Here is a 17,110-nt window from a genome sequence, read left to right as displayed (position 1 = left end):
GGAAGAGGGCGGCCGTCACACGCCGTTCTTCGCGAACTACCGCCCGCAGTTCTACTTCCGCACCACGGACGTCACCGGGACGGTTCAGCTGCCGGAAGGCACTGAAATGGTCATGCCGGGCGACAACCTGAAGTTCGTCGTGGAACTGATCGCCCCGATCGCGATGGAAGAGAAACTGCGCTTCGCCATCCGCGAAGGCGGCCGCACCGTCGGCGCTGGCGTCGTCTCCAAGATCATCGCGTAAGGCGACTTGGGCATAGCATCCAGAAGGCGCGCGGCACTCCGCGCGCCTTTTTCATTTCAAGGATTCCCCCATGACTGCCTGCGTCCTGTGTGCTGCCCCCGACGCTACCCCTATCGCCCTTGCCCCCGGCGATGACGTCGCCCTCGTTTGTCCGGTCTGTGCCGCAGCCCTTTCGGGCGAGATCACTCCCGGCCCGCGTTGGCGTTGCCTTGGTGATGCGGTCTGGTCAGAGGATGCAGCCACCCAGATCGCTGCCTGGCGGCTTCTGCTGGCGTTGCCGACCGAGGCCTGGGCGGCCGAACTTCTTGACACCGTCTATCTTGATCCCGAGGTGCTCAAACGCGCCGAAGCGGGCAGTCAGGACATCCCCCAAGTCGAACATCGGGACAGCAACGGGGTCCTCCTTGCGCCGGGAGACACGGTGGTTCTGATCAAGGACCTGCCGGTCAAGGGCAGTTCCATGGTCGCCAAGCGCGGCACGTCGGTGCGGGGGATACGGCTGGTGCTGAACAATCCCGACCAGATCGAGGGTCGGGTGAACGACCAGCAGATCGTGATCCTGTGCCAGTTCGTCAAGAAGACGTGACCCGGTGATCGGCCCCATAGGACGAATGTCGCGTTGACGATTCGTCCGATCCGGCCGACGCTTCCTGCATCCACAAGGCCAGCAGGGGAGGCCAGCCATGTGTCAGATGTTCGCCGGGCAGGATCCGGCCCGGTATGAATATGTCACCCGACGTTTGCGTCTGAACGGTCAGTCCACCAGCATCAGGCTGGAGCGGGCCTTCTGGGGCATTGTCGATCAGATGGCGGCGCGGGATGGGTCCTCGACCCCCGCCTTTCTGTCAAAGCTGCATTCCGAGGTGCTGGAACAGCATGGCGAGGCGACAAACTTCACTTCGCTTCTGCGCTGCGCCTGCACGATTCACCTCGGTGAGTTGGAGCAGGTGCCGCAAGCAGGCACGGCCATTGCCGCCGAATAGGAAAATCCGTCTGTAGTATTCACGTACTACCTGCCCCGAAAATTGGTCCGTTAATCTTACCAGATCAACAGGACTTCCGGGGGCACAATGGCCAAGCTGATACACTCCATGATCCGCGTGCTGGACGAGGCGCGGTCCTTGGCGTTCTACGACACCGCATTTGGGTTGAAGGTCGCGGACCGGCTGGATTTCGACAGCTTCACCCTGATCTACCTGTCCAACCCTGAGCAGACCTTCGAACTGGAACTGACCGTCAACAAGGGCCGGGACGAGCCCTATAACCTGGGCGATGGCTACGGCCACCTTGCCGTCAGCGTCGATGATGTCGACGCCGAACACGCCCGGATGACGGCGGTGGGCCTTGCTCCGCGCAAGCTGGTGGACTTTGCCCCTGCGGGCAGCGTGATCGCCCGCTTCTTCTTCATCGCAGACCCCGACGGATACCAGATCGAGGTCCTGCAACGGGGCGGGCGCTATCTCTGAGGAGGGGGACGCGCGCGCTTCGACACTGCAATCAAGGGAGGAAACCATGACGAAACATGACCTGAGGGGGCTGACGCGGCGTCAGCTTCTGTCGCGCAGCCTGTCTGCCGGGGCGCTGGCAGTGGTGGGCACCGGCTTTATCGCCGCGCCGAACGCCGCCTGGGCGATCGAGGTGACGGTGATTACCCCGGCCCAGATGGCGACGTTGTTGCAGATGGCGCGGGACATCTATCCGCATGACCAGGTGCCGGACCAGTTCTACGCGGTGGCCGTGAAGGGCTATGACAGCGAAGAGCAGAAGGCGATGGTCGCCGAGGGCGTCGCCGCGCTGGACGCCGCTGCCAAGGCCGCCGGGTTCGACAGCTATGTCGCGGCGGGATGGGAGGAAGACCGGGTCAAGCTCTTGCAGGGCATGGAAATGACGCCCTTCTTCCAGACGGTGCGGTCGGGCCTGGTGACCGGCCTCTACAACCAGAAAGAGGTCTGGCCGATCTTCGGCTACCAGGGGGAAAGCTTCTCCCAGGGTGGCTATATCGAGCGCGGCTTCAACGACATCGACTGGCTTTGAGGGGGGACGGCAATGGCAACGTTTGATCTGAACGACGACCAGGTTGTCGTCATCATCGGCACCGGCGCAGGCGGCGGGGTTCTGGCGAACGAATTGGCGCAGAAGGGCGTCAAGGTCGTGGCGCTGGAGGCCGGCGGGCGCTATCTGCCTGAGGACTACATCAACGACGAATGGGAAAGCTTCGGCCAACTGGCCTGGCTGGATGCCCGCACAACCAGCGGCTCCTGGCGCGTGGCGAAGGATTTCGGCGGACTGCCCGCCTGGATCGTCAAGGCCGTTGGCGGCACCACGACGCACTGGGCCGGGGCCTCGATCCGGTTTCAGGACCACGAATGGAAGGCGCTGACCAATTACGGCGCGGTCGAGGGCGCGAACCTGCTGGACTGGCCGATCGACGGCGCGGAAATGGCTCCGTGGTATGAGAAGGCCGAGACCAAGCTGGGCGTCACCCGCACCGGCGACCGCGCGGGCCTGCCGGGGAACAACAACTACCTGGTGTTCGAGAAGGGCGCGAAGGCGCTGGGCTACAAAGAGGTCCATACCGGTCGCATGGCGATCAACTCGGCCGATTACGATGGCCGGATGGCCTGCCAGCAGACCGGCTTCTGCTTCCAGGGCTGCAAGTGGGGCGCGAAGTGGTCTGCCGCCTATACCGACATCCCGGCGGGCGAAGCGACGGGGAACCTCGAGGTCCGTGATCGCGCCCACGTCGCCCGCATCCTGCACGACGACAGCGGCAAGGTCACGGGGGTCGAATATTTCGACAAGGACGGTGCGTTGCAGATGCAGAAGGCACGGATTGTGTGTGTTGCCGGGAACTCGTTCGAGTCTCCGCGCCTGCTGCTCAACTCGGCAAGCCCGATGTTCCCGGACGGGCTGGCCAACTCGTCCGGCATGGTCGGCAAGAACTACATGCGCCACACCACCGGGTCGGTCTACGCGATCTTCGACAAGCCGGTCCGCATGTGGCGCGGCACGACGATGGCCGGGATCGTCCAGGACGAGGCGCGCCACGACCCCTCACGCGGCTTTGTCGGCGGGTATGAGCTTGAGACGCTGGCCCTGGGTTTGCCGTTCATGGCGGCCTTCCTCAACCCCGGCGGCTGGGGTCGGGGCTTCACCACCGCGCTTGACCATTACGAGAACATGGCCGGGATGTGGATCGTGGGCGAGGACATGCCGCAGCTTCAGAACGGCGTCACTTTGTCCGATACCAAGGACCAGTTCGGCTTGCCGGTCGCCAACGTCCACTTCGACGACCACCCGAACGACATCGCGATGCGCAACCACGCCTACAAGCAGGGCATAGCGATGTACGAGGCCGTGGGGGCCACCCGCGCCTTCCCGACGCCGCCCTATCCGTCCACCCACAACCTGGGCACCAACCGGATGTCGGCCGAGGCGAAGGACGGCGTGGTCAACAAGTGGGGCCAGACACACGACATCGCGAACCTCTTCGTCTCGGATGGCTCGCAGTTCACCACCGGCGCGGCAGAGAACCCGACGCTGACCATCGTCGCGCTGGCGATCCGCCAGGCCGACCACATCGCCCGCGAGATGAGCGCGGGCAACATCTGACCCCGCGCGGGCCGGGGGGCAACCCTCCGGCCCGCCGGAATTTTCTGGCGCACGCCCGCGCTTGCTTTAGCCGGGGGCCCGCGCCTGCCGCATCTGCCAGCCCAGCCGCACGCCGGGATGGGCCTTGATCTGCTCCAGCATCGCCTTGAAGGGCGCACGTGGCACCATGCCGTCATGCCAGGCCGCGGCCTCGCGCACCCGGCTCATCAACTTGCCGTCTGTCAGGTCTCCCACCTTTGCCGCCGTCAGCGCCGCCTCGGTCACCGGGGCAACGGCCAGGAAGATAAGGCCGACCTTTGGCACATGGGCCAGCGGCAGGAAACCGTCGCGCAGGCGCACCATCTGGGCGCAAAGCCAGGGTTGCACCGACATCAGGTAATCCTGCTGCACCAGGATCGACCGCCCCGGCACCAGGGCCGGGAAGAACTGTTCGGCGATATGGTCCGCCAGCACGGCCCCCTTGGCGGCGTCGACGGACAGGATCTCGATCGGCCCGCCCGTCCACTGCTTTTCACCGATATCGCCCACATGCAGCGTCACATGCTTCTGCCACGGCGCAAGGTGCCGCCGGACGACGGGCAAAAGGTCCGCATCATCGGCATCGGGCAGGGGCTCATCCGGCATGAACCTGGCCCAGAGGGCGCGCGAGGACCGGAAGCGATCATAGCTGTGGACGTGAAACCGCCGCCCCGAAATCGCCAGTCCCGACAAGAGCCGCGCTGCCGAGCCGCCGGCATAAGCGCCAAGGTCCACCGTGGCCCCCTCGCCCTGCACCCGGCGTCCAAGCCAGTGATAGAAGAGCCGCTCTTCGGGCGTCAGCATGGTCGGTACCTGCGCAGCCGGGCCAAGATCGGTTTCAGGCACGGCCATCCAGGGCCGTGCGGCGAATTCTGCCACGATCTTCGAGACTGATTGCACGCGGCCCCCCTTTCGGCAGCTTACGGGGCCCGTCCTGTGCTGACCAGGCCGCTCCTCGTGCGACTTCGTCTTCTCGTCGCAGCCACCCTGCGACACGTGACGAAATCATCGAGGCGCCATCGCCCCTGTTTTCGCCTGTCCTGCGCTTCCCGCCTTTCGACAGCGATCCGAACAATATCGCACCGCGTCCCAGTCACGCTCCCATTTCTTGCGCCAGCTGAAGGGCAGCCCGCAGCACAGACAGATCTTCTGCGGCAGATCGGATTTCCTGCGCATCTTCGGCATTTCATCCTCCAGAGCCTGCCCTCTGCAAGGTGCGCCGCATTCCCCAGCCGACAAGCCCCGGTCTTTTGCCGGTCGTCGAGATGTGCTACAAATCCTGTGCTGCACCAGGAGGCTGAGATGGACCTGACTGCCTGAACCGTTCCGCGAACCGTTCTTGAAAGGTCCTGACATGCCCCTTGATCCCGCACTGCGGCACCCTTTGGTGCGTGTGGACGGCACAGCGATGCCGAACATGGTCTACCTGAACCAGGTCATCGACCACCCCAACTTCCACATTGGCGACTTCAGCTACGCCAACGACTTCGACCCGCCGGACGACTGGGCCGCACACCTGGCCCCATACCTCTATCCCGGGGCGCCCGAGCGTCTGGTCGTCGGGCGCTTCTGCCAGATAGCGCATGGCGTCCGCTTCATCACCGCGTCGGCCAACCATGCGATGACCGGCCTGACCACCTTTCCGTTCCCGGTCTTGGACCCCGCAACCATCGAGACCTACAAGGCCAGCTTCACCGACCTGCCGGATACCGAAGTCGGGCATGATGTCTGGCTTGGCCACGGTGCCCTGATCCTGCCGGGAGTGCGCATCGGCAGCGGGGCAATCATCGGCGCGGGTGCGGTCGTGACTCGGGATGTGGCCGCCTACAGCATCGTTGCCGGCAATCCCGCCCGTTTGATCCGGTCGCGGTTTCCGACTGACACAGTGGAGCGGCTTCTGGCTCTTGCCTGGTGGGACTGGCCGCTGGACCGTATCCGTGCGGCGGTCCCTGCGCTTCTTGCGCCCGACATTGCGGCGCTTGAGGTGCTGGCGACCAGAAGGTGACCGGCGTCGGTGGGCAGGACGTGCGAGAATCCCTTGACCTCTTGTGCCACCTGCCGTAACTCGGCCTCCGCGTAGGGGTATAGCTCAGCTGGTAGAGCGACGGTCTCCAAAACCGTAGGTCGCGGGTTCAAGCCCTGCTGCCCCTGCCACCTTCCGATCAGTGACGCAGCGTCGTGGCGGGCCTCTTGTGGGAACCCGGCAAGTTTTCGCGCGTTTGCTCTCCATGATACCTCATTGCAGGAAAATGGAGACACTCATGTTCAAAGCGAAACCGGCAGCGTCCGCTGCTCTCATCGCCTTTCTGGCCAGCCCGCTTATGGCGGCCGTCGACAAGGTCGCCAAGATCGACGCCACCGTCGATGTGTCAGCCATCACCAACGCCGAGGCCGCTACGTTCTGGGCCAACCTGGAAGCCGACCTGGAAAATGCCATCGCCGCCCGCGTCACCGAACGGCTTGTGACCGAAGAGGCCAAGCCCGACGAGAACGGAGCCATCGACGGCGCGCAGATCATCGTCGATATCCGCGAGGTCGAGTTGGCCAGCGCCTTCGAGCGCGAGCTCAACATGGGCGATGCGGTCCTGGTGGGTCAGGTGACCATCGTGGATGACACCGACAACACCAATGCGGATGGCTACGAGCTGACCGTGTCGCTGGAAAACGCCAAGGTAGTTGTGCCCGAGGGCGCCGTCCTGGTGCTGTCGAACGACACCGCGGGTGCCTACACGCGCCTGGTCGAGGCCTTTGCCGACGGCATCGTCAGCCGCCTCAAGTAAACTCGACCGCCACTGGCCCCCCTTGTCCCTGGGGCGCAGAGGCCTTGCGTCCGGCATCCTTCGCGGTGCCGGACGCTTTTCGTTGATCCGGGTGGCGGCGCTGATCGGGTTTTGTGGCCGATGCCGGCGTTTCCGGGGGGGCTTCCAGGCGCCAAACCCCGCGATTGCCGCACCACCCGCCATAGGCCAGCCATGAACGAGGCTGCCACGCAGCGCGTGCCGCTTGAAATCCCCGGCTCAAACCCGTATCTCCCGCTGCAACCCTAGTCCTGGAATCCCCATGTCCACCACGAACCCCCTTCAGTTCCTCCAGCAGGTCCGCGCCGAAGTCGCCAAGGTGGTCTGGCCCACCCGCCGCGAGACTTTGCTGACAACGCTGATGGTCTTCATCCTTTCGGCCCTTGCCGCGACGTTCTTCAGCCTCGTGGACCTTGGCATCCGCACGGCGCTGACCTACATCATCGGCGTCTGAACGGCTTTCCCTCTTGAATTGACGGCGGGCAGGGGGTAGACCCCGCGCCAACCAAAGGGACACCGGCGCGCATCGATTCGGGGTGCGCGCTGTTTTTTGTTCCGGGACCAGATGAAGATGGGCCGAATGGCCCGGGCAGCAAGGAAGCAGGCAAGATGGCGAAGCGCTGGTATTCGGTAAGCGTTCTCTCGAATTTCGAGAAGAAGGTAGCCGAGCAGATCAAGACCGCTGTCGCCGAAGCCGGTCTTGGCGAAGAGATCGACGAAGTGCTGGTTCCGACCGAAGAAGTGATCGAGGTCCGCCGCGGCAAGAAGGTCACCTCGGAGCGGCGCTTCATGCCGGGTTACGTGCTTGTGCACATGGAAATGTCGAACCGGGGCTATCACCTGATCTCTTCGATCAACCGCGTCACCGGGTTCCTGGGTCCGCAGGGCAAGCCGATGCCGATGCGGGACAGCGAAGTGAATGCGATCCTCAACCGGGTCGAGGAAGGTCTGGAAGCCCCGCGCAACCTGATCCGTTTCGACATCGGCGAGACGGTGCAGGTGACCGACGGCCCGTTCGAGGGCTTTTCGGGCATGGTCGAGGATGTGGACGAGGCGCACAGCCGCCTGAAGGTCACCGTGTCGATCTTCGGTCGGGCGACGCCCGTCGAACTGGAATTCACTCAGGTCTCGAAGGGGAACTGAGGAAGCGCGTGGGAGGCGAGCGCGGCCCGAAAGGGGCGTGACGGACCGGACCACTAAACCGCGTTTTCGGACGCAGTGACAAAGGAGAGGCCAGATGGCCAAGAAGATTATCGGCAGCCTCAAGCTGCAAGTCAAAGCGGGTCAAGCCAACCCCTCCCCGCCGGTCGGTCCGGCGCTGGGTCAGCGCGGCCTGAACATCATGGCCTTCGTGAAGGAATTCAACGCGAAGACCGCCGACATCCCGCCGGGCACCCCCACGCCCGTCATCATCACCTACTATCAGGACAAGTCATTCAGCCTTGAGCTGAAGACGGCTCCGGCCTCGTTCCTGATCAAGCAGGCTGCCGGTCTGCCTGCCGTCGGCAAGCGGTCGCGCGCCAAGGGGTCGATGAAGCCGGGCCGTGAAGTTGCCGGTTCGATCACCGCGGCTCAGCTGCGCAAGATTGCCGAGACCAAGATGAAGGATCTGAACGCGAACTCGGTCGAGGCCGCGATGAAAATCATTCTCGGGTCGGCGCAATCCTGCGGCATCGAAGTGAAGGGCTGATCGACATGGCAAAGATTGCAAAGCGCGTCGCCAAGGCGAACGAAGCCTTCGCTGGCAAGGCGAACATTACCGTCGAAGATGCGGTGAAACTGATCAAGGGCGCGGCCTCGGCCAAGTTCGACGAAACCGTCGAGATCGCGATGAACCTGGGCGTCGACCCGCGTCACGCCGACCAGATGGTCCGTGGCGTCGTGGCACTGCCGAACGGCACCGGCAAGACCGTCCGTGTCGCCGTTTTCGCCCGTGGCGCCAAGGCTGACGAAGCAAAGGCGGCTGGCGCGGACATCGTCGGTGCGGAAGACCTGATGGAGACGATCCAGTCTGGCAAGATCGAGTTCGACCGTTGCATCGCGACGCCGGACCTGATGCCTCTGGTCGGCCGTCTGGGCAAGATCCTGGGCCCGCGCAACCTGATGCCGAACCCGAAGGTCGGCACCGTGACGATGGACGTGAAAACGGCCGTCGAGGGTGCCAAGGGCGGCGAAGTGCAATTCAAGGTCGAAAAGGCCGGCGTGATCCACGCAGGCGTCGGCAAGGTCTCGTTCGACGATGCGAAGCTGGCGCAGAACATCCGCGCCTTCGTGGATGCGGTGTCGAAAGCGCGGCCGACGGGGGCAAAGGGCACCTACCTTAAGAAGGTGTCGCTGTCGTCCACGATGGGACCGGGCGTGTCGGTCGACATCTCGTCGGCGACCCAGGCCTGAAGGATCGGTGCGCTGTAGCGCACCCTACGAAATCCTGACCCGAAAGGGGAGGGGACTACCCGGGCCGACATACATGGCCCGGTTCTGTCCGAGACGGTGGGTGGCGCGCAAACGCCATAAATCCTGCCCGAGATGGGGAACGAGATTGAAGGCGCCTTCGGGCGATCTTGGATCCGGGAACCGTTGCGGACCCGACGCCCCCATCCGGGGGCAATCATGAGCCGGGGGGAAACCCCCAACCTTGGAGTGAAACTGTGGATAGAGCCCAGAAAGAGAAAGTGGTCGAGGAACTCGGCCAGATCTTCGAAAGCTCTGGCGTTGTGGTGGTTGCCCACTACACCGGGATGACGGTTGCACAGATGCAGGACCTGCGCGCGAAGCTTCGCGACGTGGGTGGGTCCGTTCGCGTTGCCAAGAACACGCTCGCCAAGATCGCCCTTGAAGGGAAGCCCGCTGCGAAGATGGGTGACCTCCTCACGGGCATGACCGTGCTGTCCTACTCGGAAGACCCCGTGGCTGCGGCCAAGGTCTGCGAGGCCTACGCCAAGTCGAACGACAAGTTCGTCATCATCGGCGGGGCAATGGGCGACACGGTTCTGGACCAGGCTGGTATCAAGGCCGTGGCTTCCATGCCGTCGCGCGAAGAGCTTATCGCTCAGATCGTGTCGTGCATCGGTGCGCCCGCGTCTGCCATCGCCGGGGCCATTGGTGCGCCTGCGTCGAACATCGCGAGCATCCTGTCGACCATCGAGGAAAAGGCCGCCGCCTAAGCGGGGGCCTGACCCTTTCATCCCGGCTGTGGTTGATACCGCACCGTTGGAACCCATCTTAACAAACGGAACTGTAAAATGGCTGATCTGAACAAACTCGCCGAAGAGATCGTTGGTCTGACCCTCCTGCAGGCGCAGGAACTGAAGACCATCCTGAAGGACAAGTACGGCATCGAGCCGGCCGCCGGTGGCGCCGTCATGATGGCTGCTGGTCCGGCTGCTGCTGCTGCCGCTCCGGCTGAAGAGCAGACCGAATTCGACGTCGTCCTGACCGACGCCGGCGCCAACAAGATCAACGTGATCAAAGTTGTGCGCGAACTGACGGGCCTCGGCCTGAAGGAAGCCAAGGACCTGACGGAAGCTGGCGGCAAGATCAAGGAAGGCGTCTCGAAAGCCGACGCCGAAGCGATGAAGAAGAAGTTCGAAGAAGCTGGCGCCAAGGCCGAGCTGAAGTAATCGGACATCGGGGGCAACCCCGACAAGAAGCAGGGCTGGGGCCGAGGTATTCGGTCCCAGCCATGCGCGTCTTGGAAGGGGCTTTTGCGCAAAGCCTCTTCCCAGACGCGGCGGGTTCGGGAGCCACCCTTCGGGACGGGCGGCACGAATGGAACCCATCGGTCTCTTCGCAAGCGGTGCGCGCCCGTGGCCCGACGGGTGGTGCGCCAGCGAAAAATGGAAAGGTGACCAGACACATGGCGCAAGCTTATGTTGGCCAGAAACGCATCCGCCGCTACTTCGGCAAAATCCGCGAAGTGCTGGAGATGCCGAACCTGATCGAGGTTCAGAAATCCTCCTACGACCTCTTCCTGCGGTCCGGTGACAGCGACAAGCCGCTGGACGGCGAAGGCATCCAGGGCACCTTCCAGTCGGTCTTCCCGATCAAGGATTTCAACGAGACCTCGGTTCTGGAGTTCGTCAAGTACGAGCTGGAAAAGCCGAAGTACGACGTCGATGAATGTCAGCAGCGCGACATGACCTATGCGGCACCGCTGAAGGTGACGCTGCGCCTGATCGTGTTCGATGTCGATGAAACCACCGGTGCCCGGTCGGTCAAGGACATCAAGGAACAGGACGTCTACATGGGCGACATGCCCCTGATGACGCACAACGGCACGTTCATCGTGAACGGCACCGAACGGGTGATCGTCAGCCAGATGCACCGTTCGCCCGGCGTGTTCTTCGACCACGACAAGGGCAAGACCCACTCTTCGGGCAAACTCTTGTTCGCCTGCCGCATCATCCCGTATCGCGGCTCGTGGCTGGACTTTGAATTCGACGCCAAGGACGTGGTTTTCGCGCGCATCGACCGTCGCCGGAAGCTGCCGGTGACGACGCTGCTGTACGCGCTTGGCATGGACCAGGAAGGCATCATGGATGCCTATTACGAGACGATCAACTTCGCATACGTGAAGAACAAGGGCTGGGTCACCAAGTTCTTCCCGCAGCGCGTCTCGGGCACCCGTCCGGCCTACGACCTGGTCGACGCGGCCACCGGCGAAGTCATCCTGAAGGCGGGCGAGAAAGCCACGCCGCGCATGGTGAAGAAGTGGAAGGACGAGGGCACGGTCACCGAGCTTCTGGTCCCCTTCGATCACATCCTGGGCCGCTACGTCGCCAAGGACATCATCAACGAGGAAACCGGTGAAATCTGGGTCGAGGCCGGCGACGAGCTGACCTGGGAACTGGACCGCGACGGCGAAGTGAAGGGCGGGTCGGTCAAGGTGCTGCTCGACCAGGGCATCACCGACATCCCGGTTCTCGACATCGACAACGTCAACGTCGGCCCCTACATCCGCAACACGATGGCGGTCGACAAGAACATGGGCCGCGACACCGCGCTCATGGACATCTACCGCGTGATGCGGCCCGGTGAGCCGCCGACCGTCGAAGCCGCGTCGCAGCTTTTCGACACGCTGTTCTTCGACAAGGAGCGGTATGACCTTTCCGCCGTCGGCCGCGTGAAGATGAACATGCGCCTCGACCTTGGCAAGCCCGACACCCAGCGCACGCTGGACCGTGAGGACATCATCGCCTGCATCAAGGCGCTGACCGAACTTCGTGACGGCAAGGGTGAAATCGACGACATCGACCACCTCGGCAACCGCCGCGTCCGGTCGGTCGGCGAGCTGATGGAAAACCAGTACCGCGTCGGCCTTCTGCGGATGGAGCGCGCGATCAAGGAACGCATGTCGTCGGTCGAAATCGACACGATCATGCCGCAGGACTTGATCAACGCTAAACCCGCCGCGGCTGCGGTGCGTGAATTCTTCGGCTCCAGCCAGCTGTCGCAGTTCATGGACCAGACCAACCCCTTGTCGGAAGTGACGCACAAGCGCCGCCTGTCGGCCCTTGGGCCGGGCGGTCTGACCCGTGAACGTGCGGGCTTCGAGGTTCGCGACGTCCACCCGACCCACTACGGCCGGATGTGCCCGATCGAGACGCCGGAAGGCCAGAACATCGGCCTGATCAACAGCCTCGCCACCTTCGCCCGCGTGAACAAGTACGGCTTCATTGAGACCCCGTACCGCAAGGTGATCGACGGCAAGGTGACCGACGAGGTCGTCTACATGTCGGCGACCGAGGAAATGCGCCACACCGTCGCCCAGGCCAACGCGGGCCAGGACGCCGAGGGTCGCTTCACCGAGGAGCTGATCTCCAGCCGGAAGGCCGGGGAATTCATGCTGAACCCGCCGGATTCGGTGGACCTGATCGACGTGTCGCCGAAGCAGCTGGTGTCTGTTGCGGCCTCGCTGATCCCGTTCCTGGAAAACGACGACGCCAACCGCGCCCTCATGGGCTCGAACATGCAGCGTCAGGCCGTGCCTCTGCTGCAATCCGATGCGCCCTTCGTGGGCACCGGGATTGAGGCAGTGGTCGCCCGTGACTCTGGCGCCGCCATCATGGCCCGCCGCGCTGGCGTGATCGACCAGGTCGATGCGACCCGTATCGTTGTCCGTGCTACGGAAATGCTGGAACCGGGTGAACCGGGCGTCGACATCTACCGTCTGCGCAAGTTCAAGCGGTCGAACCAGTCGTCCTGCATCAACCAGCGCCCGCTGGTGAAGGTTGGCGACACGGTTCTGCGTGGCGAAGTGGTGGCCGACGGCCCCTGCACCGACATGGGCGAACTGGCCCTTGGCCGGAACGTGGTCGTCGCCTTCATGCCGTGGAACGGCTACAACTACGAAGACTCGATCCTGATTTCCGAACGCATCCTGCGTGACGACGTCTTCACCTCGATCCACATCGAGGAATACGAAGTCGCCGCCCGTGACACCAAGCTTGGGCCGGAAGAGATCACCCGCGACATCCCGAACGTCGGCGAGGAGGCGCTCCGCAACCTCGACGAAGCCGGGATCGTCTACATCGGCGCCGAAGTGCAACCGGGCGACATCCTGGTCGGCAAGATCACCCCCAAGGGCGAAAGCCCGATGACGCCGGAAGAAAAGCTTCTCCGCGCCATCTTCGGCGAAAAGGCCTCGGACGTCCGCGACACCTCGCTGCGCCTGCCGCCGGGGGCTTTCGGCACCATCGTCGAAGTGCGCGTCTTCAACCGCCACGGCGTCGACAAGGACGAACGCGCCCTGCAGATCGAGCGTGAGGAAGTCGAACGCCTTGCCCGCGACCGCGACGACGAACTCGCGATCCTGGAGCGCAACATCTACGCGCGCCTCAAGACCCTGATCATGGGCAAGACAGCCGTGAAGGGGCCGAAAGGCATCAAGGCCGGCTCGACCATCGACGAAGAACTCTTGGGCACGCTGTCGCGCGGCCAGTGGTGGCAACTGGCCCTTGGCGAAGAGAACGACGCCAAGGACGTGGAAGCCCTGCACGACCAGTTTGAGGCGCAGAAGCGCGCCCTGGATCACCGTTTCGACGACAAGGTCGAAAAGGTGCGCCGTGGCGACGACCTGCCTCCGGGTGTGATGAAGATGGTCAAGGTCTTCGTCGCGGTGAAGCGCAAGCTGCAGCCGGGCGACAAGATGGCTGGTCGTCACGGCAACAAGGGCGTCATCTCCAAGGTCGTCCCGATGGAAGACATGCCCTTCCTCGCCGATGGCACCCCGGTCGACCTCGTGCTGAACCCGCTCGGCGTGCCGTCGCGGATGAACGTGGGCCAGATCCTCGAAACCCACATGGGCTGGGCCGCGCGCGGCCTGGGCATGAACATCGACGAGGCACTGAAGGAATATCGCCGGTCCGGCGACATGACCCCGGTGCGCGAAGCTGTCCGTCACGCTTACGGCGATGAGACCTACGAAGAGGCCTTTGCGGGCCGCGACGAGGACGAGTTCCTGGAGCTTGCGGGCAACGTGACCAAGGGCGTTCCGATCGCGACCCCGGTCTTCGACGGCGCGAAAGAGGCTGACGTGAACGACGCGCTGACCCGCGCCGGGTTCGACACCTCGGGCCAGTCGGTCGTCTTCGACGGCCGCTCGGGCGAGCAGTTCCAGCGCAAGGTGACGGTGGGCGTGAAGTACATGCTCAAGCTGCACCACCTTGTCGACGACAAGCTGCACGCGCGTTCGACCGGGCCGTACAGCCTCGTTACCCAGCAGCCGCTGGGCGGCAAGGCCCAGTTCGGTGGCCAGCGTCTCGGCGAGATGGAGGTCTGGGCTCTGGAAGCCTACGGCGCCGCCTACACCCTGCAAGAAATGCTGACGGTGAAGTCGGACGACGTGGCAGGCCGGACCAAGGTCTACGAGTCGATCGTCAAGGGCGAGGACAACTTCGAGGCCGGCGTACCGGAATCGTTCAACGTCCTTGTCAAGGAAGTGCGGGGCCTCGGCCTCAACATGGAACTCCTGGATGCGGAGGAGGAGTGAGGACCAAAAATCTTCGAAGATTTTTGCAAATTCCTTCGAAGGAATTTGGCCTCAACCCTCTGACCGCAGCCCTTCATATGGGAAGATAGAATGAACCAGGAACTCTCGACCAACCCGTTCAGCCCGGTTGCGCCGGTCAAGACCTTCGACGAGATCAAGATCTCTCTGGCCTCGCCAGAGCGGATCCTCTCGTGGTCCTTCGGCGAGATCAAGAAGCCGGAAACCATCAACTACCGCACGTTCAAGCCGGAACGTGACGGCTTGTTCTGTGCGCGGATCTTCGGGCCGATCAAGGACTACGAATGTCTCTGCGGCAAATACAAGCGCATGAAGTATCGCGGCGTCGTCTGCGAAAAGTGCGGCGTTGAAGTCACGCTGCAAAAGGTGCGGCGCGAGCGGATGGGCCACATCGAACTGGCCGCCCCGGTCGCGCATATCTGGTTCCTGAAGTCGCTGCCCAGCCGGATCGGCCTCATGCTGGACATGACGCTGCGCGATCTGGAACGCATCCTCTACTTCGAGAACTACGTCGTCATCGAGCCGGGTCTGACCGACCTGACCTACGCCCAGATGCTGACCGAAGAGGAATACCTCGACGCGCAGGACCAGTATGGCGCCGACGCTTTCACCGCCAACATCGGCGCTGAAGCAATCCGCGAGATGCTGGCCGCCATCGACCTCGACGCGACCGCCGAGCATCTGCGCGAAGAGCTGAAGGAAGCCACGGGCGAGCTGAAGCCGAAGAAGATCATCAAGCGCCTGAAGATTGTCGAGTCGTTCCTGGAATCCGGCAACCGCCCGGAATGGATGATCCTGACCGTGCTTCCGGTCATTCCGCCGGAACTGCGCCCGCTGGTTCCGCTGGACGGCGGCCGCTTTGCGACGTCCGACCTCAACGACCTCTACCGCCGCGTCATCAACCGCAACAACCGCCTGAAGCGCCTGATCGAGCTTCGCGCCCCGGACATCATCGTTCGGAACGAAAAGCGGATGCTGCAGGAAGCCGTTGACGCGCTCTTCGACAACGGCCGTCGTGGCCGCGTCATCACGGGCACCAACAAGCGCCCGCTGAAATCGCTGTCGGACATGCTGAAAGGCAAGCAGGGCCGCTTCCGCCAGAACCTTCTGGGAAAGCGCGTCGACTTCTCGGGCCGTTCGGTCATCGTGACCGGGCCGGAGCTGAAGCTGCACCAGTGCGGGTTGCCGAAGAAGATGGCCTTGGAACTTTTCAAGCCCTTCATCTACTCGCGGCTTGAAGCCAAGGGTCTGTCCTCGACCGTCAAGCAAGCCAAGAAGCTGGTCGAAAAGGAACGCCCCGAGGTCTGGGACATCCTGGATGAAGTCATCCGCGAACACCCGGTTCTTCTGAACCGCGCGCCGACGCTGCACCGTCTGGGCATCCAGGCCTTCGAGCCGATCCTGATCGAAGGCAAGGCGATCCAGCTGCACCCGCTGGTCTGCTCGGCCTTCAACGCCGACTTCGACGGTGACCAGATGGCCGTCCACGTGCCGCTTTCGCTGGAAGCCCAGCTGGAAGCACGCGTTCTGATGATGTCGACGAACAACGTTCTGTCGCCTGCCAACGGCAACCCGATCATCGTGCCGTCGCAGGACATGGTCCTCGGCCTCTATTACGTCACGATGGAGCGTAAGGGCATGGTGGGTGAGGGCATGGCCTTCGCCGACATCGACGAAGTCGAGCATGCTCTGGCTGCCGGTGCGGTGCACCTGCACGCCAAGATCAAGGCGCGCCTGCGTCAGGTCGACGAGACCGGCAACATCGTCTGGAAGCGGTTCGACACCACGCCCGGCCGCCTGCGGCTTGGGAACCTCCTGCCGCTGAACGCCAAGGCCCCATTCGATCTGGTCAACCGTCTTCTGCGCAAGAAGGACGTCCAGACCGTCATCGACACCGTCTACCGCTACTGCGGCCAGAAGGAATCGGTGATCTTCTGCGACCAGATCATGACCCTCGGCTTCCGTGAGGCGTTCCGTGCCGGGATTTCCTTCGGCAAGGACGACATGGTGATCCCGGACACCAAGTGGACCATCGTCAACGAGGTCAAGGAACAGGTCGCCGGCTTCGAACAGCAGTACCTCGACGGCCTGATCACCCAGGGCGAGAAGTACAACAAGGTCGTCGACGCCTGGACCAAGTGCAACGACAAGGTCACCGAAGCGATGATGGCCACGATCTCGGCTGTCCGCCACGACGCGGACGGCTCCGAGCGTGAGCCCAACTCGGTCTACATGATGGCCCACTCCGGTGCCCGGGGCTCGGTCATCCAGATGAAGCAGCTTGGCGGGATGCGCGGCCTGATGGCCAAGCCGTCGGGTGAGATCATCGAGACGCCGATCATCTCGAACTTCAAGGAAGGTCTGACCGTTCTTGAATACTTCAACTCGACCCACGGCGCGCGGAAAGGTCTGTCCGACACCGCGCTCAAG

Annotated in this window: 17 protein-coding genes, 1 tRNA gene and 1 pseudogene; 17 read left to right on the top strand and 2 right to left on the bottom strand. The window is 63.4% G+C overall.

What is annotated here, in order from left to right; all coding sequences use genetic code 11:
- The 6 genes and pseudogenes from tuf to Q8M85_RS03585 all read left to right on the top strand — a co-directional run.
- Positions 1 to 244: pseudogene (gene tuf, locus Q8M85_RS03610) on the top strand (elongation factor Tu); the annotation flags it as partial.
- Between the two features lie 70 nt (positions 245 to 314).
- On the top strand, positions 315 to 830 hold the full coding sequence (locus tag Q8M85_RS03605; protein WP_305540389.1) for an alkylphosphonate utilization protein: 516 nt from the start codon (positions 315 to 317) through the stop codon (positions 828 to 830).
- Positions 831 to 927: 97 nt separating this feature from the next.
- Positions 928 to 1,227 (top strand): ribbon-helix-helix domain-containing protein, encoded by a 300-nt coding sequence (locus Q8M85_RS03600; protein WP_305540386.1) that lies wholly within the window; start codon positions 928 to 930, stop codon positions 1,225 to 1,227.
- A gap of 87 nt (positions 1,228 to 1,314) precedes the next feature.
- A complete protein-coding gene (locus tag Q8M85_RS03595; RefSeq protein WP_305540383.1) occupies positions 1,315 to 1,710 on the top strand; it encodes a VOC family protein in 396 nt (131 codons plus the stop codon).
- Between the two features lie 46 nt (positions 1,711 to 1,756).
- Positions 1,757 to 2,278: a Twin-arginine translocation pathway signal gene (locus Q8M85_RS03590; RefSeq protein ID WP_305540380.1), complete on the top strand. Its 522-nt coding sequence runs from the start codon at positions 1,757 to 1,759 to the stop codon at positions 2,276 to 2,278.
- Between the two features lie 12 nt (positions 2,279 to 2,290).
- Positions 2,291 to 3,856 (top strand): GMC family oxidoreductase, encoded by a 1,566-nt coding sequence (locus tag Q8M85_RS03585; protein ID WP_305540377.1) that lies wholly within the window; start codon positions 2,291 to 2,293, stop codon positions 3,854 to 3,856.
- A 66-nt stretch (positions 3,857 to 3,922) separates the two neighbouring features.
- On the opposite strand, the gene Q8M85_RS03580 is transcribed toward Q8M85_RS03585, so the two are convergent.
- The gene (locus Q8M85_RS03580) at positions 3,923 to 4,774 is read right to left on the bottom strand and encodes a hypothetical protein (RefSeq protein WP_305540374.1); all 852 of its coding nucleotides are present in this window, start codon (positions 4,772 to 4,774) and stop codon (positions 3,923 to 3,925) included.
- Positions 4,775 to 4,879: 105 nt separating this feature from the next.
- Positions 4,880 to 5,050, bottom strand: coding sequence for a DUF2256 domain-containing protein (locus Q8M85_RS03575; RefSeq protein WP_371135189.1), 171 nt, complete (start codon positions 5,048 to 5,050; stop codon positions 4,880 to 4,882).
- A gap of 178 nt (positions 5,051 to 5,228) precedes the next feature.
- Between Q8M85_RS03575 and Q8M85_RS03570 the strand changes: the two genes are divergently transcribed.
- From Q8M85_RS03570 to rpoC, 11 genes are all read left to right on the top strand, one after another.
- Positions 5,229 to 5,879, top strand: a complete 651-nt coding sequence (locus tag Q8M85_RS03570) for a CatB-related O-acetyltransferase (RefSeq protein WP_305540368.1) — start codon at positions 5,229 to 5,231, stop codon at positions 5,877 to 5,879.
- Positions 5,880 to 5,952: 73 nt separating this feature from the next.
- Positions 5,953 to 6,028, top strand: a tRNA-Trp gene (locus Q8M85_RS03565).
- Between the two features lie 107 nt (positions 6,029 to 6,135).
- Positions 6,136 to 6,654 (top strand): hypothetical protein, encoded by a 519-nt coding sequence (locus Q8M85_RS03560; RefSeq protein ID WP_305540365.1) that lies wholly within the window; start codon positions 6,136 to 6,138, stop codon positions 6,652 to 6,654.
- A 280-nt stretch (positions 6,655 to 6,934) separates the two neighbouring features.
- On the top strand, positions 6,935 to 7,126 hold the full coding sequence (gene secE / locus Q8M85_RS03555; RefSeq protein ID WP_305540362.1) for a preprotein translocase subunit SecE: 192 nt from the start codon (positions 6,935 to 6,937) through the stop codon (positions 7,124 to 7,126).
- A 155-nt stretch (positions 7,127 to 7,281) separates the two neighbouring features.
- Entirely contained in the window at positions 7,282 to 7,815 is a 534-nt protein-coding gene (gene nusG, locus Q8M85_RS03550; RefSeq protein ID WP_305540359.1) for a transcription termination/antitermination protein NusG, read from the top strand.
- Between the two features lie 94 nt (positions 7,816 to 7,909).
- On the top strand, positions 7,910 to 8,362 hold the full coding sequence (rplK, locus tag Q8M85_RS03545; protein WP_305540353.1) for a 50S ribosomal protein L11: 453 nt from the start codon (positions 7,910 to 7,912) through the stop codon (positions 8,360 to 8,362).
- Between the two features lie 5 nt (positions 8,363 to 8,367).
- A complete protein-coding gene (gene rplA / locus Q8M85_RS03540) occupies positions 8,368 to 9,066 on the top strand; it encodes a 50S ribosomal protein L1 (protein WP_305540350.1) in 699 nt (232 codons plus the stop codon).
- Between the two features lie 254 nt (positions 9,067 to 9,320).
- Positions 9,321 to 9,836 carry a 50S ribosomal protein L10 gene (gene rplJ, locus Q8M85_RS03535; protein WP_305540347.1) on the top strand — a complete coding sequence of 172 codons (516 nt, stop codon included), beginning with the start codon at positions 9,321 to 9,323 and terminating at the stop codon, positions 9,834 to 9,836.
- A 78-nt stretch (positions 9,837 to 9,914) separates the two neighbouring features.
- The gene (gene rplL / locus Q8M85_RS03530) at positions 9,915 to 10,292 is read left to right on the top strand and encodes a 50S ribosomal protein L7/L12 (RefSeq protein WP_295080975.1); all 378 of its coding nucleotides are present in this window, start codon (positions 9,915 to 9,917) and stop codon (positions 10,290 to 10,292) included.
- 236 nt (positions 10,293 to 10,528) lie between these two features.
- The gene (gene rpoB, locus Q8M85_RS03525) at positions 10,529 to 14,662 is read left to right on the top strand and encodes a DNA-directed RNA polymerase subunit beta (protein WP_305540341.1); all 4,134 of its coding nucleotides are present in this window, start codon (positions 10,529 to 10,531) and stop codon (positions 14,660 to 14,662) included.
- A 90-nt stretch (positions 14,663 to 14,752) separates the two neighbouring features.
- Positions 14,753 to 17,110, top strand: a 2,358-nt coding sequence (gene rpoC, locus Q8M85_RS03520; RefSeq protein WP_305540338.1) for a DNA-directed RNA polymerase subunit beta', incomplete at its 3' end; no start/stop codon positions are given.

The organism is Tabrizicola sp., from assembly GCF_030694085.1.
GTDB lineage: Bacteria > Pseudomonadota > Alphaproteobacteria > Rhodobacterales > Rhodobacteraceae > Tabrizicola.
This window is presented reverse-complemented; position numbering and strand designations above follow the sequence as displayed.